The sequence below is a fragment of the Phaeacidiphilus oryzae TH49 genome (genome assembly GCF_000744815.1).
Lineage (GTDB): Bacteria > Actinomycetota > Actinomycetes > Streptomycetales > Streptomycetaceae > Phaeacidiphilus > Phaeacidiphilus oryzae.
The window spans coordinates 6829699-6851817 of record NZ_JQMQ01000005.1 but is presented as its reverse complement, the minus strand read 5'-3'; the positions used below and the strand labels follow the sequence as shown (position 1 = coordinate 6851817).

Here is a 22119-nt window from a genome sequence, read left to right as displayed (position 1 = left end):
GTTGAATCCGGCCGTCCCAGCACGACAAAAGCACAACTCGGTTTCTGGGAGCGGCAGATGAAACTTCTGTCCCATCGGTTGAGACCCCTTCGCACAGTGTCCCGGCGGCTGCGCGGCGTCGGCGTCGCGCTGGCCGTCGCCGTGGCGGCGGCGCTGCCCGTCGCACTGCCGAGCGCAGCGCACGCGGTGACCGTGCCGGCACCGCCCTCCGGGTGGTCCACAGTGTTCAGCGACGACTTCTCCGGGGCGTCCGGCAGCCAGCCGAACTCCTCGAACTGGATGTACGACACCGGTCCCGGCTCCAACTTCGGCACCGGCGAGATCGAGACCATGACCAACTCGACGTCCAACGTGCACCTGGACGGCTCGGGGCACCTGGACATCACCGCCCTGGGCAGCGGCAGCAACTGGACCTCCGGCCGCATCCAGACCACCTCGGCCAACGTCGGCGCCCCCGCCGGCGGCAAGCTCGAGGTCACCGCCTCCATCCAGCAGCCCAACCCGAGCAGCGGCCTCGGCTACTGGCCCGCCTTCTGGATGCTGGGACCGGGCCAGTGGCCCGAGAACGGCGAGATCGACATCATGGAGGACGTCAACGCCCTCTCCGAGGTCGCCGGCACCATCCACTGCGGCACCGACCCCGGCGGACCCTGCAACGAGAGCAACGGCATCGGCAGCGGCCTGCGGGCCTGCTCCGGCTGCCAGACCGGGTACCACACCTACTCCATGATCCTCGACCGCACCAACACCGCCGCCGAGTCCATCACCTTCTACCTCGACGGCGCCCAGTACTTCACCGTCAACGAGAGCCAGGTCGGCACCAGCACCTGGCAGCAGGCCTTCGACCACAACCTCTCCATCATCTTCGACCTCGCCATGGGCGGCGGCTTCCCCAACGGAGTCTGCGGCTGCACCACACCGACCTCGGCGACGAGTTCGGGCGGGACGATGAGCGTGGGGTACGTCGCGGCCTACACCACCAACGGTTCGACCTCCGGCGGCGGAGGAGGCGGAGGCGGCGGCACCAGCGGCACCGGGCAGATCGTCGGCTACAACGGGCTCTGCCTGGACGACCGGAGTGCCAGCACAGCGAACTACAACCCCGTTCAGGTCTACACCTGCAACGGTTCGGCGGCACAGCAGTGGACCGTGGTCGAGGCGGGCAGCACCCTCCACGTCCTCGGCAAGTGCCTGGACATCAACGGCGGCGGGACGGCCGACGGCACCCAGGTGGACCTGTACGACTGCAACAACACGGCCGCACAGGTCTGGATACCGCAGTCCAACGGCGAGCTCTACAACCCGCAGTCCAACAAGTGCCTGGACGACACGGGTTACGGCGGCTCCGGGACGCAGGTGCAGATCTGGGACTGCGCGGACACCGCCAACCAGGTCTGGAAGCTGCCCTAGTCGACACCGGCAGCCGTGCGGGCCGGGGGCCGATGGCCGGTTCCCCCGGCCCGCACGTTCGCCTCGTCCGGGCGGCTCAGTCGCGCTGCTCGGCCCGTTCGGCGGCCAGCCGCTGGAAGGGGCGGAGGGCGGCCGGGTCGTCGAGGGACCCGGGGTTGACCGCCTTCTCGATCGGGGTGCCGGAGAGAAGGCGCTTCACCGGGACCTCGATCCGCTTTCCGGTGAGGGTGTGCGGGACCGCGGGGACGGCGATGACCTCGTCCGGGACGTGCCGGGGGGAGAGCTGCTCGCGCAGGGCGGTGCGGATGCGGGCGCGCAGTTCGTCGTCGAGTGCGGCGCCGGGGGCGAGGACGACGAAGAGCGGCATCCAGTAGCCGCCGTCCGGCTCCTCGAGGCCGATGACGAGGGATTCCCGGATCTCCGGGAGGCGTTCGACGACCTCGTAGATGTCGGCGGAGCCCATCCGGACGCCCTGGCGGTTGAGGGTGGAGTCGGAACGGCCGTGGATGACCACGGTGTTGCGGGGGGTGACGGTGATCCAGTCGCCGTGCCGCCAGACGCCCGGGTAGACGTCGAAGTAGCTGTCGCGGTAGCGGGTGCCCTCCGGATCGTTCCAGAAGTAGAGCGGCATGGAGGGCACGGGCTGGGTGACCACGAGCTCGCCGACCTCGTCGGTGAGCGGCTTCCCGGCCGGGTCCCAGGCCTGGACGTCGACGCCGAGGGCGGGGGCCTGGATCTCGCCGAGGTACACGGGGAGCGTCGGCACTCCCCCGACCAGGCAGGAGCAGAGGTCGGTGCCGCCGCTGACCGAGGCGAGCCAGACGTCCTGCTTGACGTGCTGGTAGATCCAGGCGAAGCCGTCCGGCGGGAGCGGGGAGCCGGTGGTGCCGATCGCCTTGAGCCGGGAGAGGTCGAGGTCGCCGTCCCCGCCCGTGGAGTGGAAGTCGAGGCCGGCCTTGCGGCAGGACATCACGTACGCCGCCGAGGTGCCGAAGACGGTGACGCCGGCGGCCGCGGCGACCCGCCACTGGGCGGAGACGTCGGGGTGGCCGGGGCTGCCGTCGTAGGTGACGATCGCGGCTCCGGCGAGGAGGCCGGCGAGGAGGAAGTTCCACATCATCCAGCCGGTCGAGGTGTACCAGAAGAAGCGATCGCCCGGGCCGAGGTCGACATGGAGGTCGGCCTGCTTGAGGTGCTCCAGGACGATGCCGCCGTGGCCCTGGACGATGGGCTTGGGCAGGCCGGTGGTGCCGGAGGAGTACAGGATCCAGAGCGGGTGGTCGAAGGGGACCTGCTCGAAGTCGAGGGAGGGTTCCGGCGTCTCTCCCGATGGGCGCGCCTCCGGCTGCGGCCAGGGGACGGCGATCGGGTCGTCGGGGAGGTCGCTGCCCAGCAGCGGGATGTGCACCAGGGCGCGCAGGGTGGGGAGTTCGCGGCGGAGCTCGGCCACCGTGCCGGTGCGGTCGTGGCGCTTGCCGTTGTAGTGGTAGCCGTCGACGGCGAACAGGACCACCGGCTCGACCTGCTGGAAGCGGTCGAGGACGCTGCGGGCGCCGAAGTCGGGGGCGCAGGAGGTCCAGACGGCGCCGACCGAGGCCGCGGCCAGCAGGGCGACGGCGGCCTGCGGGATGTTGGGCAGGTAGCCGGCCACCCGGTCGCCCGGGCGGACGTCGAGGCGCCGGAGCTCGGCGGCCACGGCGGCCACGGCGGACCGGAGTTCCCGCCAGGTGAGGGTCGAGGCGGGGGCGTCGCCCGCGGCCAGTGCGGGCTCGTCGAAGTGGATGATCGCCGGGTCGCCGGCGCGGGCCGGGTCCTCGGAGGCTCGCAGGGCGTGCTCGGCGTAGTTCAGGCGGGAGCCGGGGAACCAGCGGGCGCCGGGCATCGCCGGCTCGGGGGCGGCGGGAAGCTCCAGGACCCGGCCGTTCTCGGCGGGGGTGCTGAACCGGACGCCGGTCCATTCGGTGACGGCCCGCCAGAAGCGTTCCAGATCCTCGACCGACCAGGCGTGGAGGGCGGCGTAGCGGGCGGCGGCGGTGGCGTCGCCCGCTGCGCCGGCCTCCTCGGGGGCCGGGACGAGCGGCTCGGCCGGGGCGCCGTGGTGCTCGGCGGCGAAGCGCTGGAAGGCGGCCATCCGGGTGGCGGCGGCGCGGCTCGGGGACGGTCGCCAGAGGGGGGCGTCGCCGGGGGGCTCGGTCTGCTGGTCGGGGTGGGGTGCGGTGCCCACGGGTCCTCCCCTTTGAGTGTGGTGCGGGCGGTCGGCGCGGAGCCCGTCGTCCGATCGGGTTCCGCGTGGCGTCGGGAGGAATCTGCCAGGGGAATCGGCTCCGCGCCAGGGGTGGCCGCGGGTGTGTCGGACCGCCACATGGCGCCGGACGGAGCTGTGGGGACGGCCGACATGGCCGGTGGGCGCCGGTCCGGCCCTTCCGCCTGGTCAGCCCGGGGTGGCGCGGAGGGCGTCCAGGACCGGCATCAGCTCGTCGGTGAGCTGGCGGGTGACCGGGGCGTGGGCGGAGATCAGGCGGTACCACATGCTGCCGTAGACCAGGTCGACGGCGGTGTCCAGCGGCACCTTCCAGGGGCCGAGGCGGCTCAGCCTGGTGCGCAGGGCGTTGCGTCGGACGGCGATGAACTCCCGGAGGGTGGCGCGGAGTTCGGCGCAGGCGACGGAGTCGGCAGTGACGCCGAGGAGGACGTCGGCCACGGGGGGCCTGCCGGCCAGGGTGAAGGTGGCGTCCAGGAAGGTCCGCAGGTCGGCCTCGGGGTCGTCGGTCATCGCCGGGTCGACCATGCCGCCGCCGAACTCGGCGAGGGCCTCGGCGAGGACCGCTCCCCGGCTGTTCCACCAGCGGTAGACGGTCTGCCGGCCGACCCCGGCGGCTTCGGCGATGCCCTTGATGGTGACGGCCGGATAGCCGTCCCGGGTCGAGAGCTCGATGGCCGCGTCCAGGATCCGGGTGCGGGCCGCGTCGTCGCGGGGTCGTCCGATCATGCGGACAGTTTACAAGACACTGTGTCTCGGAATAGTATCGAGGCACAGTGTCTCGGAATGGGGAGTGGAGATGACCGAAGGTCAGCAGGCAGTGGTCCGGACAGTGATCGTCGGGGGGACCACCGGGATCGGCCTGGCCACCGCGGAACTGCTGCTGACCCGCGGCCACCAGGTGGTGGTCGCGGGGCGGAACCAGGAGCGACTGGCGGCCGCAGTGAAGCAGCTGCGGGAATCGCGGGGGGCGGGCGCCGAGGGTGCGGACGCCGAGGGGGCGGTGACCGGGCTCGTGGTGGACGCGCGGGACGAGGAGTCGCTGCGCGGCTTCTTCGCCGAGGTCGGGCCGTTCGACCACCTGGTGGTGACGGTGACCGCGCGGGGCGGGGTCACCCCGTTCGACCGGATGACGGCGGACGAGGTGCGGCGGCACTCCGAGGGGAAGCTGCTGCCGCACCTCCTGACGGTCCGTGAGGCGCTGGGGACCCTCTCCCCCACCGGGTCGGTGACCCTGGTCGGCGCGGTGAGCTCGCAGCTGAGCTCCCCCGGCCTGGTGGTGCTGGCGCCGGCGAACGCCGCGGTGGAGACGGCCGCCCGGGTGCTCGCCGCGGAGCTGGCGCCGCGCCGGGTGAACGCGATCGCCCCCGGGGTCATCGAGACCGACTGGTGGGAGTGGGCCCCCGAGGGCGCGGCGGCGGCGACCGCCTCGACCACGCCGCTGGGCCGGGCCGGGAGGGCGGACGAGGTGGCGCACGCCATCGCCTTCGTGGTGGAGAACACCTACACGACCGGAGTCGTCCTCCCGGTCGACGGCGGGGCGCGGCTCGGCACGGTGAACGCCGCCTCCTAGCAGCCGTGACCGGCCCCGGCGGAGGCGTCATCCGACGGCTCTCCGGGGGTCGGACGGGGTGCCGGCGGGGCGCTTGCGAAGACCCGTTCACGCCGCCTGCCAGGAAAGGCCACGGGCCGGGACATAGGGTCGTCACTCGGAAGATCGACCGCGGGGAGAGCGACCTCAGGGAGGCCGGCCCCGAGGAGGTCGACCCCCGGGGAGAGCGACCCCGGGGAGAACGACCCCCGTCCCGACCGCCCGACGGAAGGCCGAGTACTTGTCAGGCACCACCGCAAGCGCCCCCACCCCGGAGGAGTCCGCGCGGGACCTCGCCGCCCAGCGGGACAGCGGCTTCTTCGGTCAGCCGCGCGGGCTGCTGCCGCTGTTCGGACTCGAACTGTGGGAGCGGTTCTCGTTCCTGGGGATGCAGGCCATCCTCGCGCTGTTCTTCGCCTCGACCGTGCACGGCGGGTTCGGCATGTCCTCCGGCAGCGCGGCCTCCGTGGCGGCCGGCTACAGCACCGCCGTCTACCTGGTCTCGGTGGGCGGCGGCTGGATCGCCGACCGGGTACTCGGGTCGTACCGGTCGGTGCTGTGGGGCGGGGTGTGCATCGCCTGCGGGCACTACGCGATGGCGGTTCCCACGCACGGCAGCATCTGGATCGGCCTCGCGCTGATCATCATCGGCACCGGGCTGCTCAAGCCCAACGTCTCGACGATGGTCGGCAAGCTCTACACCACCGACGACGAGCGGCGGGACGCCGGCTTCGCGCTGTACTACATGGGCATCAACATCGGCGCCTTCGCCGGGCCGCTGATCGCCGGCTGGCTGGGCCAGGGCTACGGGTGGCACTGGGGGTTCTCGGCCGCGGCGGTCGGGATGACCTTCGGCATCGTCCAGTACGTCGCCGGTCGCCGGCATCTGGCCGGGCGGCGGGAGGGGCCGGAGTCGCCGCTGCCGCCCGAGGTGATGCGCCGCAACCTGCGGCTGATCGCGGTCTGCGCGGTGGCCGTGGTCGGGCTGGGCGTGGGGCTCGCCCTGGCCGGGGTGCTGACCCTGTCGGTCGGCGTCGACGTGCTGACGGCGGTGTCGGTGGTGCTTCCGGTCGTCTACTTCGTCTGGATGTTCCGCAGTCCGCAGGTGGCCGGGGAGGAACGCGGGCGGCTGCGGCCGTACCTGGTGCTGTGGATCGCCTCGGTGGTCTTCAACCTGGTGCTCTTCCAGTCGTACACGGTGCTCGCGCTGCTGGCCGCGGACCATGCGAACACCTCGGTCCTCGGCTGGTCCTTCCCCTCCACCTGGTACAACTCGGTGATGGGCGCGGCCGAGGTGCTGCTGGCGCCGGTGGTCGCCGGGGTGTGGGTGAAGCTCGGCAGCCGGCAGCCGCACGCCTCCAACAAGATCGCCATGGGCACCGTCATCGGCGGCCTGGGCTATCTGGTGATGGCGCTCGCCACCCAGGGGCGCACCGGGGACTGGCAGATGGCGGCCTGGTGGCTGCTGGTCTCCTTCGTCCTCCTCGGCCTCGGAGACGTGATCCTGGAGACCACCGGCCTGGCGACCACCACCAAGCTGGCGCCGGCCGCGTTCTCCAGCCAGACGATGGCGCTGTGGTTCCTGTCGCTGGCGCTGGCCAACGGCGCGCAGGCGCAGGTGGTCAAGTTGTACGGGAACATCTCCGACCCGCTGTACTTCGCGCTGAACGGCGGGTTCGCGGTGGTCGTCGGACTCGTCGTGATGGCCTGCGCGCCGTGGCTGCGGCGCACGATGGCCCCGGTCCGCTGAGTTCGAGAGGTCGAGAGGTCGAGAGGTCGGAGAGGTCGAGAGGTCGAGGATGAGGATCGCCGAGGAGCTTCCCTACCGGACCGAGGTGCAGGACGTCTGGATCCCGGTCACCGACGAGGTGCGGCTGTACGCGCGGATCTGGCGGCCCGTCACCGGCGAACCGGTGCCGGCCCTGCTGGAGTACCTGCCGTACCGGCTGGGCGACTGGACCGCGCCGCGGGACATGCAGCGCCACCCCTGGTACGCGGGCCACGGCTACGCCTCGGTCCGGGTCGACATCCGGGGGCACGGGAACTCGGAGGGGCTGGTCACCGACGAGTACTCGGAGACCGAGACGCTGGACGGCGTCGCCGTCGTGGAGTGGCTGGCCCGGCAGCCCTGGTGCAACGGGCGGGTGGGGATGTTCGGGATCTCCTGGGGCGGGTTCAACTCGCTGCAGATCGCGGCCCGGGCGCCGGAGCCGCTGAAGGCGATCGTCACCGTCTGCTCCACCGACGACCGCTACGACAACGACGTCCACTACACCGGCGGTTCGGTACTCGCGGTGGACATGCACGCCTGGGCCGCGACCATGCTGGCCTTCGCCTCCCGGCCGCCGGACCCTGCGATGGTCGGGGAGGTCTGGCGGGAACGCTGGCTGGAGCGACTGGACCGGCTGGAGCCGTTCATCCACACCTGGCTGGACCACCAGACCCGGGACCGCTACTGGCGGCACGGCAGCGTCTGCGAGGACTACGGGGCGATCAAGGCGGCGGTGCTCGCCGTCGGCGGCTGGAACGACCCGTACCGGGACACCGTGCTGCGGCTGGTGGAGCAGCTGCCGAAGCACGGCAACGACCGGGTGCGCGGGCTGATCGGGCCGTGGTCGCACCAGTACCCCGACCGGGGGCTGCCGCCGGGGCCGGCGATCGGCTTCCTCCAGGAGACCCTGCGGTGGTGGGACCGCTGGCTGAAGGACGACGCCGGCACCGGGGTGGAACGGGATCCGCTGCTGCGGGCCTGGATCACCGGCTCGGTGCCGCCGGCCACCTGCCATCGGGTGCTGCCGGGGCGCTGGGTCGGCGAGGCGGAGTGGCCGGCGCCGAGCGTCCACCCCACGCCGTACCGGCTGGACCACGAGCTGAGGGGGCCTCAGGGCGTGGAGACCGGCGGTCTCGTCCACGTCAGCTCGCCGCAGCAGACCGGGGTGGACGCCGGGCGGTTCTTCCCGTTCGGCAACGAGTCCGACCTGCCGCCGGACCAGCGGGAGGAGGACGGGCGGTCGGTGGTCTTCGACTCCGGGCAGCTGGCGGCCGGGGTGGAGGTCCTGGGCCGCCCCCGGGTGCGGCTGCGGCTGCGCTCCGACGCGCGGCGCGGGCAGGTGATCGCCCGGCTCTGCGAGGTGCGGCCGGACGGGGCCTCGACGCTGGTGACCCGCGGGGTGCTGAACCTGGGGGCGCGGCGGGGCGGGACCGGGTGGAGACCTGGACGCCGGGCGCCACCGAGGACGTGGAGTGGGAGCTGAACGGCACCGGGTACGCGTTCGCGCCCGGTAACCGGATCCGGCTGTCGCTGTCGACGGCGTACTGGCCGTGGGTGTGGCCGCAGCCGGAGGCGGCCGGAGTGTGGGTGGACCCGGCGCACAGCGTGGTGGAGCTGCCGGTGCGCGGCGGCGGCCGGAGCGGCCACCACGGGCAGCGGGCGGAGGACCCGGCCGGCGGCCCGCGGATCGTCTTCGAGGAGCCGGAGCAGGCGCCGCCGCTCGGCGTGGTCTATCCGGAGCCGGAGGCCGGGCCGCGCCCGGAGCGGGTGCTGCGGCGGGACGTGGCCGCCGGCGAGTGGGTGCTCGAGGTCGACCCGCGGTACGGCGGGACGCGGATCTATCCGGACGGACTGGAGTTCACCGAGGACGCGCTGGAGACCTATCGGATCCTGGAGCGGGACCCGCTGAGCGCGCGGACCCGCTCCGAGTGGTCGGTGCGGCTGCGCAGGCCGGACCGCGGCTGGGACGTCTCGATCGCGACCCGGTCGGAGATCGGCTGCGACGAGGAGGCGTTCCGGACGGTGGACCGGGTGACCGCGAAGGAGGGCGGGAAGGTGGTCTTCGAGCGGGAGTGGTCGAAGAGGATTCCGCGGACGGCGGGGTGAGCGGGGCTGCCCGGGGTGAGGGGATGAACGAGTTCGCGGCGGCGCTGGACGCCGGGGTGGTGGTGCTGGACGGCGGGCTGTCCAACCAGCTGGAGGCGCAGGGGCACGATCTCGGGGACTCGCTGTGGTCGGCGCGGCTGCTGCGGGATCGGCCGGAGGCGGTGGTCGAGGCGCACGCCGCCTACTTCCGGGCCGGGGCGCGGGTCGCCATCACCGCCAGCTACCAGGCGAGTTCGGTGGGGCTGGGGGCGGAGGCGGAGCCGTTGATCCGGCGGAGTGTGCGGCTGGCGCGGGAGGCGGCGGAGGCGGTCACGGCGGAGCGGGCTGCGGCCGGGCGGAGCGGGGTGGCCGGGGCGGAGGCGTCGCGGCTGTTCGTGGCGGGGTCCGTGGGCCCGTACGGGGCGGTGCTGGCGGACGGCTCCGAGTATCGCGGGCGGTACGGGCTGAGTACCCGTCAGCTGGTGGACTTCCACCGGCCGCGGGTGGAGGCGCTGGCCGGGGCCGGGGCCGATGTGCTGGCGCTGGAGACGGTGCCGGACGTGGCGGAGGCGGAGGCGCTGCTGACCGCGGTGGCCGGGGTGGACGTCCCGGTGTGGCTGTCGTTCAGTATCGCCGGGGACAGGACCCGGGCCGGGCAGCCGCTGGACGAGGCGTTCGGGCTGGTGGCCGGGGTGGAGCAGGTGGCGGCGGTGGGGGTGAACTGCTGCACGCCAAAGGATGCGGACGCGGCGGTGGCGGTGGCGCGGCGGACGTCCGGGGGGAAGCCCGTGGTCGTCTATCCGAACAGCGGGGAGCGGTGGGACGCGGGGGCGCGGGCCTGGGTGGGCCGGGCGACGTTCGATGCGGGGCGGGTGCGGGGGTGGGTCGCGGAGGGGCCCGGCTGGCGGGCGGGTGCTGCCGGGTGGGGCCGCGGGAGATCGCTGGGCTGGCGGATGAGGTGGCGGGGGCCGCCGGGGAGGGGCTCTCCCCCTAGCCCGCCCCTTCCCGAAACCGGGGGGAGGCCCCCGGGCCCCCTTGGCGTCGCCGGGGGGTGGAGCGGGCGGGCCGCGTAGTGCGCCGCGCCTCTGCGCTGCGCCTTCGGCGCGCCTGCGGGGGCGCCCGCCGAGAAGGTCGTCGGTGGGGGTGGTGGGTGCTCCGGACGACATCGGCCTATGCTGGTCTGCATTGTCGAACGGGACGGTGGAGGTGCGGCGGGATGCCTGGGCCGATTCAGTCGCTGGAGCGGGCCGCGGCGATTCTGCGGCTGCTGGCCGGCGGGGAGCGGCGGCTCGGGCTGTCGGAGGTGGCCGCCTCGCTGGACCTGGCCAAGGGGACCGCGCACGGGATCCTGCGGACGCTGCAGCAGGAGGGCTTCGTCGAGCAGGACCCGGAGAGCGGGAAGTACCAGCTGGGGGCCGAGCTGCTGCGGCTCGGGCAGAGCTATCTGGACGTCCACGAGCTGCGGGCGCGGGCCCTGGTGTGGGCCGATGACCTGGCGCGCTCGTCCGGGGAGCAGGTCTACATCGGAGTGCTCCACCACGGCGGCGTGCTGATCGTCCATCACGTCTTCCGCCCGGACGACACCCGGCAGGTGCTGGAGGTGGGGTCGATGCAGCCGCTGCACTCCACCGCGCTGGGCAAGGTGCTGCTGGCGTACGACCCGGTGGCGCGCGGGGAGCTGGCCGAGGGCGAACCCGAGGCCTACACCGTGCGGACGCTGACCGACCCGGTGGCGATCGACGAGGAGTCGGCGCTGGTGCGGGAGCGCGGCTGGGCGGCCGCCGTGGAGGAGACCTGGCCCGGGGTGGCCTCGATCGGGGCGCTGATCCAGGACCGGCGGCGGAACCCGGTGGGCGCGGTCTGCGTGAGCGGACCGGTCGAGCGGGTCTGCGATCCGGCGCTCGGGACCGTGCGACCGGAGCTGGTCGCGTCGGTCCGGGAGGCCTCCCGGTCGATCTCGCGCGATCTGGGCGCGCCCAGGTTCTGAGCGGTTTGTGACGGAGATGGACTTCGTGACACCCCGGCCGGGCCGCCGGGGCCCCTGGCACGCCTTCGGAAACCCATGCTCACCTGGCGTTTCACCGATCACCACAGAGATGCCGCACACATTTACGACACCCGGCCTTGACGCGGCGGTAACGGGAGGTGAAAACTGCCGGATCAGGGTCGACAATGTCGAACACCGGACGGATCACCTCCGGTTGGCGGGCTCGGCCCGCCTGATCGATGTACCGATCCACGAACTGTTCGGCTCGACCACCTACCTGGACACCGAACCGGGCAAGGACAAGGGAGTCTTTGTGTCCAACGGCCACATATTCTTCGGCGAGGTCATCGGCACCGCGCTGCTCGTGCTGCTCGGTGACGGTGTCGTCGCCGCCGTAAGCCTGAAGAAGTCCAAGGCGATAGGCGCCGGCTGGGTGGCGATCACCCTCGGCTGGGGATTCGCCGTGATGGTCGGCGCCTATGTGTCGAGCCCGCTCTCCGGGGCCCATCTCAACCCCGCGGTGACGGTGGCGATCGCCGTCCAGTCGGGGCAGTGGAGCCACGTGCCGCTGTACTTCGCCGGGCAGATCGTCGGCGCCATCCTCGGCGCGGTCCTGGTCTGGCTGGTCTACTACGGCCAGTTCCGCGAGAACGAGGAGCCGACCCTCGGGATCTTCTCCACCGGCCCGGAGATCCGGAACCCGGTGCAGAACCTGATGACCGAGATCATCGCCACCGTCGTCCTCTGCATCCTGATCCTCACCGAGGGGCTGACCAAGGGCCTCGGCCTCTCCGGGATGGGCGTGCTGATCACCGCCTTCACGGTGGTCGGCATCGGCCTCTCGCTCGGCGGGCCGACCGGGTACGCCATCAACCCGGTCCGCGACCTCGGCCCGAGGATCGTCCACTCGCTTCTCCCCATCCCGCACAAGGGCGGCTCAGACTGGGGCTACGCCTGGATCCCGGTGGTCGGGCCGATCGTCGGCGGGCTGGCCGCCGGCGGCCTCTACCACCTGGCGTTCTAGGCCGCACGGACCGCTTCGCGTCGCCCCCGTCCCACCATTCGTCAACTCGCCCGAAGGACAACCGCCATGACCACCAGCAGCAACGGTCAGTACATCGCCGCCATCGACCAGGGCACCACCTCCAGCCGCTGCATCATCTTCGGCGCCGACGGCCGCATCGTCTCCGTCGACCAGCAGGAGCACCGGCAGATCTTCCCGCAGCCGGGCTGGGTCGAGCACGACGCGACGGAGATCTGGACCCGGGTGCAGTCCGTGATCCGCGGGGCCCTCCAGAAGGCCGGGCTGAGCAAGGACGACATCCGCGCCATCGGCATCACCAACCAGCGCGAGACGACCCTGCTGTGGGACAAGAACACCGGCGAGCCGGTGCACAACGCCATCGTGTGGCAGGACACCCGCACCGAGGGACTGTGCAAGGAGCTCGGCCGGAACGTCGGCCAGGACCGGTTCCGGCGGGAGACCGGACTGCCGCTGTCCAGCTACTTCGCCGGGCCGAAGATCCGCTGGCTGCTGGACAACGTCGAGGGCCTGCGGGAGCGCGCCGAGCGGGGCGAGATCCTCTTCGGCACCATGGACACCTGGGTCATCTGGAATCTGACGGGGGGTGTGAACGGAGGGAGGCACGTGACCGACGTGACCAACGCCTCGCGGACGATGCTGATGAACCTCCACACCCTGCAGTGGGATCCGAAGATCCTGGAGTCGATGAAGGTGCCGGCCACCGTGCTGCCGGAGATCCGCTCCTCCGCCGAGGTGTACGGGACCGCCGTCGGGGACCTGGAGGGCGTGCCGGTCGCCTCCGCGCTGGGCGACCAGCAGGCGGCGCTCTTCGGCCAGACCTGCTTCAGCGAGGGCGAGGCCAAGTCCACCTACGGCACCGGCACCTTCCTGCTGCTCAACACCGGTGAGCGGCTGGTCAATTCGTACCAGGGACTGCTGACCACGGTCGGCTACCGGATCGGCGAGCAGAAGCCGGTCTACGCCCTGGAAGGCTCGATCGCGGTCACCGGTTCGCTGGTGCAGTGGTTCCGCGATCAGCTGGGCATCATCTCCACCGCCGCCGAGATCGAGACCCTCGCCTCGACGGTCGAGGACAACGGCGGGGCGTACATCGTCCCGGCGTTCTCCGGCCTCTTCGCCCCGTACTGGCGGTCCGACGCGCGCGGCGTGATCACCGGGCTGACCCGGTACGTGACCAAGGGCCACCTCGCGCGGGCCGTGCTGGAGGCCACCAGCTGGCAGACCCGCGAGGTGGTGGACGCGATGCAGAAGGACTCCGGCGTGGAGCTCACCGCCCTCAAGGTCGACGGCGGCATGACCTCCAACAACCTGCTGATGCAGCACATCGCCGATGTGCTGGACGCCCCGGTGGTGCGGCCGTACATCGCGGAGACCACCGCGCTGGGCGCCGCGTACGCCGCGGGCCTGGCCGTCGGCTTCTGGCCGGACCTGGAGACGCTGCGGGCCAACTGGCACGTGGCGGCGGAGTGGACGCCCCGGATGGAGAAGGACGTCCGCGAAAGCGAGTACCGCAACTGGCGCAAGTCGGTGGAGCGGACCATGGGCTGGGTCGAGGAGGACGAGCCCGCGGACAGCTGACCTCCGCGCCGCCGGCGCGCGGGGACGCGGTGTCGATCGGCACCGCGCCTCCCCCGCGCCGGCCCGCGGCGGCGGCCGTCCGAGTTCCACCTGCCTGCCGAAGTGAGAGGAGTACGGCGGAGAACCCGCCGGACCGCATCATGACCATCACCCCCACCTCCCCCGGAAGCCCTGCCGAATCCGGCGGACTCCCCACTCTCGGCGCGGGCCACACCCCCGGCCGCACCGCCACCCGGGCGGAGTCCCGGAACCTCCTCAGCAGCACCACCTACGACCTGCTGGTCATCGGCGGCGGCATCCTCGGCACCGCGGTGGCGTGGACGGCCGCCCAGTCCGGCCTCAAGGTCGCCATGGTGGACGCCGGCGACTTCGCCGGCGCCACCTCCAGCGCGTCCTCGAAGCTGGTCCACGGCGGGCTGCGGTACCTGCAGACCGGCGCGGTGAAGCTGGTCGCGGAGAACCACAAGGAGCGCCGTGCGCTGGCCACCGACGTGGCCCCGCACCTGGTGAACCCGCTCAACTTCTTCGTCCCGGTCTACAAGGGCGGCCCGCACTCGGCCCCGGTGCTGGGCGCCGGCGTCTTCCTCTACTCGGCGCTGTCGATGTTCCGGGACGGAATGGGCCGGGTCACCACCCCGGCGCACGCCCGCGAGCAGGTGCCGGCGCTGCGCACCGAGGGGCTGCGTTCGGTGGCCGTCTACGGCGACCACCAGATGAACGACTCGCGGGTCGCCGTGATGACCGTGCGGGCGGCCGTGGAGTCCGGCGCCGTGGTGCTCAACCACGCCGAGGTGACCGGGCTGCGGTTCACCCGGGGCCGGGTCTCCGGCGCCGAGGTGCGGGACCGGATGAGCGGCGAGGAGTTCGGCGTCGACGCCCGGCTGGTGCTCAACGCCACCGGTCCGTGGGTGGACCACCTGCGGAAGATGGAGGACGCGGGCGCGGCCCCGTCCATCCGGCTCTCCAAGGGCGCCCACGTGGTGGTCAAGCGGAAGGCGCCGTGGAAGGCCGCGCTGACCATCCCGATCGACAAGTACCGGGTGTCCTTCGCGATCCCCTGGGAGGACCACGTCCTGCTGGGCACCACGGACGAGGAGTTCACCGGGGACCCGGCGGAGGTGCGTCCGACCGACGCCGACGTGGACCAGATCCTGGGCGAGGCGGGGCACGCGGTGCTCGGCGAGCACCTGGACAAGGACCTGATCACCTATCGGTTCGCGGGTCTGCGGGTGCTGCCGGGCGGGCCCGGTGACACCGCGTCGGCCAAGCGGGAGACCGTGGTGACCGAGGGCAAGGGCGGGATGCTCTCGGTGGCCGGCGGCAAGTGGACCACCTACCGGCACATCGGGCGGACGGTGCTGGCCAAGCTGGCGCAGGTGCCGGGGGCCGGGCTGGCCGAGGACATGGCCCCGATCCCCCGGTCCGTGCCGCTGCCGGGCGTCGGCTCGCCGAACGCGGTGGCCCACCGGCTGCTGGTCGACCGGGCGCCGGGCACCCGGATGGACCCGGCGGTGGCCGCCCACCTCGCCCGGCACTACGGGACCTTCTCCTTCGACATCGCGCGGCTGGTCGCCGAGCGGCCCGAGCTGGGCCGGCCGATCCACGAGGACGGCCCGGACATCTGGGCGCAGGTGGCCTTCGCCGCCGAGCAGGAGTGGGCGTACACGGTGGACGACGTGCTGCGGCGGCGGACCACGGTGACCGTGCGCGGGCTGGACACCGAGGAGGTGCGCGCCGAGGTGGACGCGTTCCTGCGCGGGCGGGAGGGCTGACGCTCCGTCAGTCCTCCGCGGTGGGGCCGGGGTTCGCATGGCGGATCCCGGCCCGCCGCTGTGTTCGGGGTTCGACCGCGCCGGTAAGGGTTATGGCCGGTTGTGATGAGAATGTGCCCCGAACGGCGTGTGCCGGGGGACCTGTCGGGCAGTGTCTGCCTGGGAGGTCGGTGGAGTGCGAAGGACGGGGCGGCGCCGGTATACGCCGGACGATGTGCGGAGGGCGTCGGTACGGGCGTTCCTCATCCTGAGTTTCACCGTGCTGTCGCTGATGGTCACGGTGCTGGCGGCATTGACCCACGCGTGGTTCTTCCTGCCGGCGATCGCGGTCAGCGGTGCGGGGGTGCTGGGCACGGTGTGGGGGTGGCTGGACATCTGGGTGGCGCATCAGATCGCCGCTCAGCGCGACTGGGGCTCCGGGACGCATACCGCCTGGGCCAACGCCGCCGGGACCGGGCGGCCGTCCCGGCGCGCCCGCCGGGCGGCCCAGGCGCGGCAGACGGCGCTTCGGGAGGCGCGGCTGCGGGAGCGGGCGGGGCGTAGCGGGCCGGGGCGCGGGGCCGGGGGCGTAGCGGGGTAGCAATGGGCGGGCCGGGTCGGGGCCTGGTACGCCTAAGCCTTACGGCGTCGGCGTCGGCGGCGTCCGGGTCATGGGCGGGGCAGCGCGGTGAAGTCCACCGCGGCCAGGCCGGCGGCGAGGTCGGCGGCCGCCTCCCGGATGCGGGCCGGCAGGCCGGCTTCGTCCGGGCGGTCGGTCCAGCGCTGGAAGGCGGTCCGGAAGACCGCGATCCCGGCCTCCGCGAGTAGCGCCGCCTGCGATGCGGCGGTGCCCCGCTCCCGCAGCGCCTCCGCCACCGCTTCGGTCGCGGCGGCCAGCTTGGTACGCCCGCGTTCCTGCAGTTCGGGGCTGGTCCGGACGACCGCCTGCCGTTGCGCGACGAGGGCGGCCTGGTCGGTCAGCGGGCCGGCGGTCTCGATGAGCGCGGCCAGCAGCGCCTCGAAGGGCGGGAGTGCGGGGTCGGCCTGCCGGACGGAGTCGGCGAGGACGGCAGGAAGCCGTTCGGATCCGGCGAACAGCACGTCCCGCTTGTCCGCGAAGTAGCGGGAGAACGAGCGCCGGGTCAGCCCGGCCCGCTCGGTGATCTCCGCGACGGTGACGTTCTCGTACCCACGCTCGAGGAACAGCTCCACCGCCGCCTCGCGGAGCCGGTCTTCGGCATTGGGGTCCCATCGTGGCATGCCCGCCACTCTATCAGCGATGACTCAGTGAGTCATCGCCGGTGCTATGCTGACGACTCAGTGAGTCATCAGCCCCTTGCGGGGTATTCGAGGCAGAGGAGCGCCACCATGGCTCTTGCAGGTCAGCGCGTCGTCGTCATCGGCGGCAGTTCGGGGATGGGATTGGCGGCGGCCGGCGCCGCGGCCGCGGCCGGGGCGGCGGTCACGATCGCGTCGAGCGACCAGGGCCGGCTGAAGGCCGCACTCGCGGGGTTGCCGGACAGCTGCGAGGGGGTGGTCGTCAACACCCGCGACGAGGGCGACGTCGCCGCCCTGTTCGCCCGTGTCGGCGAGCTCGACCACCTGGTGTACACGGCCGGCGACTCGGTCCGCCCGCAACCGCTGGCGGACCTGCCCCTGGACAGCGCCCGGGAGCTGTCCGAGGTCCGGTTCTGGGGCGCGGTCGCCGCGGTCAAGCACGCGGCCCCGCGGCTCCGGCCGGGGGGATCGATCGTGCTGACGTCCGGGACGGTCGCGGTGCGCCCCGCACCCGGCACGGCGCTCGCGGCCGCCAGTGCCTCCGCGGTGGAGGGACTGACCCGGGGGCTGGCGGCGGAGCTCGCCCCCGTCCGGGTCAATGCGGTCCGCCCGGGTGCGGTGCGGACACCGCTGTGGGACCCGGTGCCGGAGCCTCAGCGTGCCGCGCTGTTCTCGGCACTGGCCGAGCGGACACTCACCAAGTCGATCGGCGAGCCGGACGAGATCGCCGCGGCACACCTCTATCTGATGGAGAACCGCTTCGTCACCGGAACCGTGCTCACCGTCGACGGGGGCGCCGTCCTCGCGGGGGGCTAGCTCCGGGACCGCCCCGGCCGCCGGTCATCCGTCCGTGGCGCCGGCCCGTCAGTGCGGGGCTGTCGAGGTGATGACCTTGACCGCGCCGGCGAGTTCGGTGGGGCTTAGGTCGGCACGGGCGGTCAGCCGGAGGCGGGGGATGCCGTCGGGGACGGACGGGGGGCGGAAGCAGCCCACCGACAGGCCCGCTCGGCGGCAGGCGGCCGCCCAGGCGACGGCGGCGTCCGGGGTGGGCGCGGGCACGGAGACCACCGCGGCCTCCGGGCGCCGGACCGGCCCGAGGCCGGCCGCGGACAGTGCCTCGTACAGCGCGCGGGCGTGGTCGCGGACGCGGGCGGGGCGGCCGGGCTCGCGGCGCAGCAGCCGCAGGGCGGCCAGCGCGGCCGCCGCGGCGGGCGGGGCGAGGGCGGTGTCGAAGACGAACGTCCGTGCCGCGCTGGTGAGTTCGCGGATCACCGCGGCCGGGCCGAGGACGGCTCCGCCCTGGCTGCCGAGGGACTTGGAGAGGGTGACGGTGGCGACGAGGCCGGGGGCGCCGGCGAGTCCGAAGGCGTGGGCGGTTCCGCGGCCACCCTCGCCGAGGACGCCGAGGCCGTGGGCGTCGTCGATGAGGAGGCCGGTGTGCGGGCGGGCGCGGCAGAGTTCGGCCAGGGGGGTGAGCGGGGCTGCGTCGCCGTCGACCGAGAAGACGGCGTCGGTGACGGCGAGGGCGGGAGCGGCGGCGGGGGCGGGCTCGTGCCGGGCGGTGTCGAGGGCCTTGGCGAATGCGGACGGGTCGGCGTGGGCGGCGATCTCGACGCGGGCCCGGGAGAGGCGGCAGCCGTCGATCAGGGAGGCGTGGTTGTGGGCGTCCGAGACGATCAGTGCGCCGGGCGCGGCCGTCAGCGCGGTCACCGCGGCCAGGTTGGCGGTGTAGCCGGAGGAGAACACCAGGGCGCTCTGGAAGCCGCAGAACTCCGCGAGTTCGACCTCCAGGCGGGCATGGAGGCCGGTACTGCCGGTGACCAGGCGGGAGCCGGTGGCGCCGGCCCCCCAGCGGGCGGCGGCCTCGGCCGCGGCCGAGGTGACCTCGGGATGCCGGGCCAGGCCGAGGTAGTCGTTGCCGGCCAGGTCGATCAGCTGCACGTCGGCCGCGCGGGGGCGGAGGGTGCGTTCCAGGCCGGCCGCGCGGCGGCGGGCGTGGGAGGCGTGCAGCCAGTCGAAGGCGCCGGGTGGGGTGGGGGCGATCATGGCGGGGACCCTAGTGGCACCCAGTGCCATCCCATAGGGTCGACCTGCACAGAGTGCCAGGGGTCGGCTTTGTGGGGATTCGCCCTATCGGCCGTTCGTCCCCGGGCACCAGGATGCTGGTCGTGGATCTTCGCGATGAGCTCGATGAGCTGGTGGACAGGGCCCTCAAGGGCGAGGCGCCGACGCGCGCGCAGGCACTGGCGGTGCTGCGCTCGCGGGAGGACGAACTGCTCGACGTCGTGGCCGCGGCCGGGCGCGTGCGGCGGCACCACCGCGGGCGGCGGGTGAAGCTCAACTACCTGGTGAACCTCAAGTCCGGGCTGTGCCCGGAGGACTGCTCCTACTGCTCCCAGCGGCTGGGCTCGGAGGCCGGCGTGCTGACGTACAGCTGGCTGCGCGCCGAGCAGGCGGCCGCGGCGGCCGGGGCAGGGATCGCCGGCGGGGCGCGCCGGGTCTGCCTGGTGGCCAGCGGGCGGGGGCCGACCGACCGGGACGTGGAGCGGGTGGCGTCCACCGTCGAGGCGGTGCACGCCGAGCATCCGGAGGTGGAGGTCTGCGTCTGCCTGGGGCTGCTGAAGGACGGTCAGGCGGAGCGGCTCCGCGAGGCCGGGGCCTTCGCCTACAACCACAACCTCAACACCTCGGAGGGGATGTACGGGGAGATCTGCTCCACCCACACCTACCAGGACCGGCGGGAGACGGTGGAGAGGGCCCGGGCGGCCGGGCTCTCGCCATGCTCCGGGCTGATCGCCGGGATGGGCGAGAGCGACGAGGACCTGGTCGAGGTCGCCTTCGCCCTGCGGGAGTCGGATCCGGACTCGGTGCCGGTGAACTTCCTGATCCCGTTCGACGGGACGCCGCTGGAGGGGCGGTGGGAGCTCACCCCACAGCGCTGCCTGCGGATCCTGGCGATGGTGCGGTTCGTCTGCCCGGCGGCGGAGGTGCGGATCGCCGGCGGGCGGGAGATCCATCTGCGGACGTTGCAGCCGCTGGCGCTGCATGTGGCCGACTCGATCTTCCTGGGCGACTACCTGACCAGCGAGGGGCAGGCGGGGAAGGCCGACCTGGCGATGATCGCGGACGCGGGGTTCGAGGTGGTGGGCGCGGAGGCGCTCTCCACCGAAGGGGACACGGAGTCGGAGGAGCGGGTCGCGGTGCGGCGGCGCGGGGTCGGGACGGAGTTGCCGCCGAATGCCTGAGTCCGTGCCCGGGCCCGCGCCGCTGGAGCCGGCGGAGCTGTTGGCCTGGGACCGCCGGCATGTGTGGCATCCGTACGGGCCGATGCCGGGGCGGCAGCAGCCGCTGATCGTCGAGTCGGCCTCCGGCGCGCGCCTGCGGCTGGCCCGACCGGCTTACGGGCGGCGGGAGTTGGTGGACGGGATGGCCTCCTGGTGGGCCGCCGTCCACGGCTACAACCATCCGGTGCTCAACGCCGCCGCGGAGCGGCAGCTGGGGCGGATGAGCCATGTCATGTTCGGCGGGCTGACGCATGAGCCGGCGGTTCGGCTGGCCCGGCTGTTGGCCGGGCTGACCGGCCTGGAGCACGTCTTCCTGGCCGACTCCGGCTCGGTGGCGGTGGAGGTCGCGGTCAAGATGTGCCTCCAGTACTGGCGTTCGCTGGGGCGGCCCGCCAAGCGGCGGCTGCTGACCTGGCGCGGCGGATACCACGGGGACACCTGGCAGCCGATGTCGGTGTGCGATCCGGACGGGGGGATGCACCGGCTGTGGGAGGGGGTGCTGCCGGAGCAGGTCTTCGTGCCGGAGCCGCCGGCGGGCGGGCTGGAGAGCGAGGTCGACCCGGCGTACGCGGCCTCGCTGCGGGAGGCGGTCCGGCGGCACGCCGACGAGCTGGCGGCGGTGATCGTGGAGCCGGTGGTGCAGGGGGCGGGCGGGATGCGGTTCCACTCCCCCGGGCTGCTGCGGGTGCTGCGGGAGGCCTGCGACGAGTCCGGTGTGCTGCTGGTCTTCGACGAGATCGCCACCGGGTTCGGGCGGACCGGGGAGTTGTTCGCGCATCGGCACGCGGGGGCGGGCGAGGAGGGGGTCCTGCCTGATGTGCTGTGCCTGGGCAAGGCGCTGACGGGCGGTTACCTCACGATGGCGGCCACGCTGTGCGGGCCCCGGGTCGCGGAGGGGATCTCCCGGGGGGAGGTGCCGGTGCTGGCCCACGGGCCGACCTTCATGGGGAATCCGCTGGCGGCGGCGGTCGCGCGGGCCTCGGTGGAGCTGCTCCTCTCGCGGGACTGGCGGGGCGAGGTCCACGGGCTCGAGCGCGGGCTCCGGGAGGGGCTGGCGGAGGCGCGCGGGCTGCCGGGGGTGGTCGACGTGCGGGTGCTAGGGGCGGTCGGGGTCGTGCAGCTGGACCACGAGGTGGACATGGCGGCGGCGACCCGGGCGGCGGTGGAGCAGGGGGTGTGGCTGCGGCCGTTCCGGAATCTGGTGTATGCGATGCCGCCGTATGTGGTGAGCGGGGAGGAGCTGGAGCGGATCTGCGCGGGGATGTGCGCGGCGGCGGCCAAGGGCTGAGGGCTAAGGGCTGAGGGCTGTGGGGCGAGGGCTGAGGGAGAGGCGGGTGCGATGGTGCGTGGGGTCGTCGTGGTGAGCGGGACGGGGACGGAAGTCGGGAAGACCGTCGTCACCGCGGGACTGGCGGCCTGCGCCCTGCGGGCGGGGCTGCGGGTGGCCGTGCTGAAGCCGGCGCAGACGGGGGTGCGGGAGGGCGAGCCGGGGGACGTCGCGGAGGTGCGGCGGCTGGCGGGTTCGGAGGTGACGGGGGTCGAGCTGGGGCGGTTCCCGGATCCGCTGGCGCCGGCGACGGCGGCGCGGCGGGCCGGGCTGCCGTATGTGACCCCGCGTCAGGTGGCCGAGGCCGCCGGGAAGTTGGCGGCCGGGCACGATCTCGTGCTGGTGGAGGGGGCCGGCGGGCTGCTGGTGCGGTTCGACGGGGACGGGGGGACGCTGGCCGACGCGGCGGGGATGCTGGCGGCGCCGGTGGTGGTGGTCGCCGAGGCGGGGCTGGGGACGCTGAATGCCACCGCGCTGACGGCGGAGGCGCTGCGCGGGCGGGGGCTGGCCTGTGCGGGGGTGGTGATCGGATGCTGGCCGTCGGAGCCGGGGTTGGCGGAGCGCTGCAATGTCGCCGAGCTGGGGGTGGTGGCGGGCGCGCCGCTGGGCGGGGTGGTGCCGAGCGGGGTCGGCGGACTGGCGTCCGGGGCGTTTCGGCGCGCCGCGCCGGGGTGGTTCGTACGGGGGCTGGGCGGGGCGGCGGGCGCGTTCGGTTAACACCGTCGACCGGGTGGGGCGGCGCTGACGGCTGG

General features: G+C 73.4%; 16 protein-coding genes and 2 pseudogenes. 14 read left to right on the top strand and 4 right to left on the bottom strand.

Going from position 1 to position 22119, the window contains the following annotated elements; translation table 11 throughout:
- Nucleotides 1-57: 57 nt before the first annotated feature.
- The gene (locus tag BS73_RS36920) at nucleotides 58-1410 is read left to right on the top strand and encodes a ricin-type beta-trefoil lectin domain protein (protein ID WP_084704572.1); all 1353 of its coding nucleotides are present in this window, start codon (nucleotides 58-60) and stop codon (nucleotides 1408-1410) included.
- Between the two features lie 76 nt (nucleotides 1411-1486).
- Here the strand turns inward: BS73_RS36920 and BS73_RS34115 are convergent, their stop codons facing one another.
- Both BS73_RS34115 and BS73_RS34110 read right to left on the bottom strand, forming a co-directional pair.
- The gene (locus tag BS73_RS34115; protein ID WP_037578187.1) at nucleotides 1487-3634 is read right to left on the bottom strand and encodes an acetoacetate--CoA ligase; all 2148 of its coding nucleotides are present in this window, start codon (nucleotides 3632-3634) and stop codon (nucleotides 1487-1489) included.
- A gap of 207 nt (nucleotides 3635-3841) precedes the next feature.
- Nucleotides 3842-4399 (bottom strand): TetR/AcrR family transcriptional regulator, encoded by a 558-nt coding sequence (locus tag BS73_RS34110; RefSeq protein WP_037578186.1) that lies wholly within the window; start codon nucleotides 4397-4399, stop codon nucleotides 3842-3844.
- Nucleotides 4400-4469: 70 nt separating this feature from the next.
- Here BS73_RS34110 and BS73_RS34105 point away from each other — a divergent pair, with 70 nt between their 5' ends.
- The 9 genes and pseudogenes from BS73_RS34105 (at nucleotide 4470) to BS73_RS34065 (ending at nucleotide 16079) form a co-directional block, all read left to right on the top strand.
- Complete coding sequence (locus BS73_RS34105; protein ID WP_037582474.1) at nucleotides 4470-5243, top strand: SDR family NAD(P)-dependent oxidoreductase; 774 nt, start codon at nucleotides 4470-4472, stop codon at nucleotides 5241-5243.
- A 259-nt stretch (nucleotides 5244-5502) separates the two neighbouring features.
- Nucleotides 5503-7011, top strand: a complete 1509-nt coding sequence (locus BS73_RS34100) for a peptide MFS transporter (RefSeq protein ID WP_084704571.1) — start codon at nucleotides 5503-5505, stop codon at nucleotides 7009-7011.
- Nucleotides 7012-7060: 49 nt separating this feature from the next.
- A pseudogene (locus BS73_RS34095) lies at nucleotides 7061-9138 on the top strand (CocE/NonD family hydrolase).
- 23 nt (nucleotides 9139-9161) lie between these two features.
- Nucleotides 9162-10111: pseudogene (gene mmuM / locus BS73_RS34090) on the top strand (homocysteine S-methyltransferase).
- 222 nt (nucleotides 10112-10333) lie between these two features.
- Entirely contained in the window at nucleotides 10334-11104 is a 771-nt protein-coding gene (locus BS73_RS34085; protein WP_037578185.1) for an IclR family transcriptional regulator, read from the top strand.
- 313 nt (nucleotides 11105-11417) lie between these two features.
- Complete coding sequence (locus tag BS73_RS34080; RefSeq protein ID WP_037582472.1) at nucleotides 11418-12128, top strand: MIP/aquaporin family protein; 711 nt, start codon at nucleotides 11418-11420, stop codon at nucleotides 12126-12128.
- Between the two features lie 66 nt (nucleotides 12129-12194).
- A complete protein-coding gene (glpK, locus tag BS73_RS34075; protein WP_037578184.1) occupies nucleotides 12195-13727 on the top strand; it encodes a glycerol kinase GlpK in 1533 nt (510 codons plus the stop codon).
- 140 nt (nucleotides 13728-13867) lie between these two features.
- A complete protein-coding gene (locus BS73_RS34070; RefSeq protein WP_037578183.1) occupies nucleotides 13868-15499 on the top strand; it encodes a glycerol-3-phosphate dehydrogenase/oxidase in 1632 nt (543 codons plus the stop codon).
- Between the two features lie 214 nt (nucleotides 15500-15713).
- Entirely contained in the window at nucleotides 15714-16079 is a 366-nt protein-coding gene (locus BS73_RS34065; RefSeq protein WP_051941320.1) for a hypothetical protein, read from the top strand.
- Between the two features lie 68 nt (nucleotides 16080-16147).
- Here the strand turns inward: BS73_RS34065 and BS73_RS34060 are convergent, their stop codons facing one another.
- A complete protein-coding gene (locus BS73_RS34060) occupies nucleotides 16148-16738 on the bottom strand; it encodes a TetR/AcrR family transcriptional regulator (protein ID WP_037578182.1) in 591 nt (196 codons plus the stop codon).
- 108 nt (nucleotides 16739-16846) lie between these two features.
- Between BS73_RS34060 and BS73_RS34055 the strand changes: the two genes are divergently transcribed.
- Nucleotides 16847-17572: an SDR family oxidoreductase gene (locus BS73_RS34055; protein WP_037578181.1), complete on the top strand. Its 726-nt coding sequence runs from the start codon at nucleotides 16847-16849 to the stop codon at nucleotides 17570-17572.
- A gap of 48 nt (nucleotides 17573-17620) precedes the next feature.
- Here the strand turns inward: BS73_RS34055 and BS73_RS34050 are convergent, their stop codons facing one another.
- Nucleotides 17621-18802, bottom strand: a complete 1182-nt coding sequence (locus BS73_RS34050) for an aminotransferase class I/II-fold pyridoxal phosphate-dependent enzyme (RefSeq protein WP_037578180.1) — start codon at nucleotides 18800-18802, stop codon at nucleotides 17621-17623.
- 122 nt (nucleotides 18803-18924) lie between these two features.
- Here BS73_RS34050 and bioB point away from each other — a divergent pair, with 122 nt between their 5' ends.
- Genes bioB through bioD form a run of 3 tightly spaced genes read left to right on the top strand, consistent with a single transcriptional unit; the run spans nucleotide 18925 to nucleotide 22084 of the window.
- A complete protein-coding gene (gene bioB / locus BS73_RS34045; RefSeq protein WP_235215624.1) occupies nucleotides 18925-20001 on the top strand; it encodes a biotin synthase BioB in 1077 nt (358 codons plus the stop codon).
- Nucleotides 19994-21328 carry an adenosylmethionine--8-amino-7-oxononanoate transaminase gene (locus tag BS73_RS34040; protein ID WP_037578178.1) on the top strand — a complete coding sequence of 445 codons (1335 nt, stop codon included), beginning with the start codon at nucleotides 19994-19996 and terminating at the stop codon, nucleotides 21326-21328. Before bioB ends, BS73_RS34040 begins: the two co-directional genes overlap by 8 nt.
- Nucleotides 21329-21379: 51 nt before the next feature.
- Nucleotides 21380-22084, top strand: a complete 705-nt coding sequence (gene bioD / locus BS73_RS34035; RefSeq protein WP_037578177.1) for a dethiobiotin synthase — start codon at nucleotides 21380-21382, stop codon at nucleotides 22082-22084.
- Nucleotides 22085-22119: the final 35 nt, after the last annotated feature.

What these genes read in the sequence shown, in the direction of transcription:
- BS73_RS34070 (WP_037578183.1), top strand. Translation starts at nt 13,868, where the DNA reads ATGACCATCACCCCCACCTCCCCCGGAAGCCCTGCCGAATCCGGCGGA.
- BS73_RS34085 (WP_037578185.1), top strand. Translation starts at nt 10,334, where the DNA reads ATGCCTGGGCCGATTCAGTCGCTGGAGCGGGCCGCGGCGATTCTGCGG.
- glpK (WP_037578184.1), top strand. Translation starts at nt 12,195, where the DNA reads ATGACCACCAGCAGCAACGGTCAGTACATCGCCGCCATCGACCAGGGC.
- BS73_RS34105 (WP_037582474.1), top strand. Translation starts at nt 4,470, where the DNA reads ATGACCGAAGGTCAGCAGGCAGTGGTCCGGACAGTGATCGTCGGGGGG.
- BS73_RS34055 (WP_037578181.1), top strand. Translation starts at nt 16,847, where the DNA reads ATGGCTCTTGCAGGTCAGCGCGTCGTCGTCATCGGCGGCAGTTCGGGG.
- BS73_RS34110 (WP_037578186.1), bottom strand. Translation starts at nt 4,399, where the DNA reads ATGATCGGACGACCCCGCGACGACGCGGCCCGCACCCGGATCCTGGAC.
- BS73_RS34060 (WP_037578182.1), bottom strand. Translation starts at nt 16,738, where the DNA reads ATGCCACGATGGGACCCCAATGCCGAAGACCGGCTCCGCGAGGCGGCG.
- BS73_RS36920 (WP_084704572.1), top strand. Translation starts at nt 58, where the DNA reads ATGAAACTTCTGTCCCATCGGTTGAGACCCCTTCGCACAGTGTCCCGG.
- BS73_RS34040 (WP_037578178.1), top strand. Translation starts at nt 19,994, where the DNA reads ATGCCTGAGTCCGTGCCCGGGCCCGCGCCGCTGGAGCCGGCGGAGCTG.
- bioD (WP_037578177.1), top strand. Translation starts at nt 21,380, where the DNA reads ATGGTGCGTGGGGTCGTCGTGGTGAGCGGGACGGGGACGGAAGTCGGG.
- BS73_RS34050 (WP_037578180.1), bottom strand. Translation starts at nt 18,802, where the DNA reads ATGATCGCCCCCACCCCACCCGGCGCCTTCGACTGGCTGCACGCCTCC.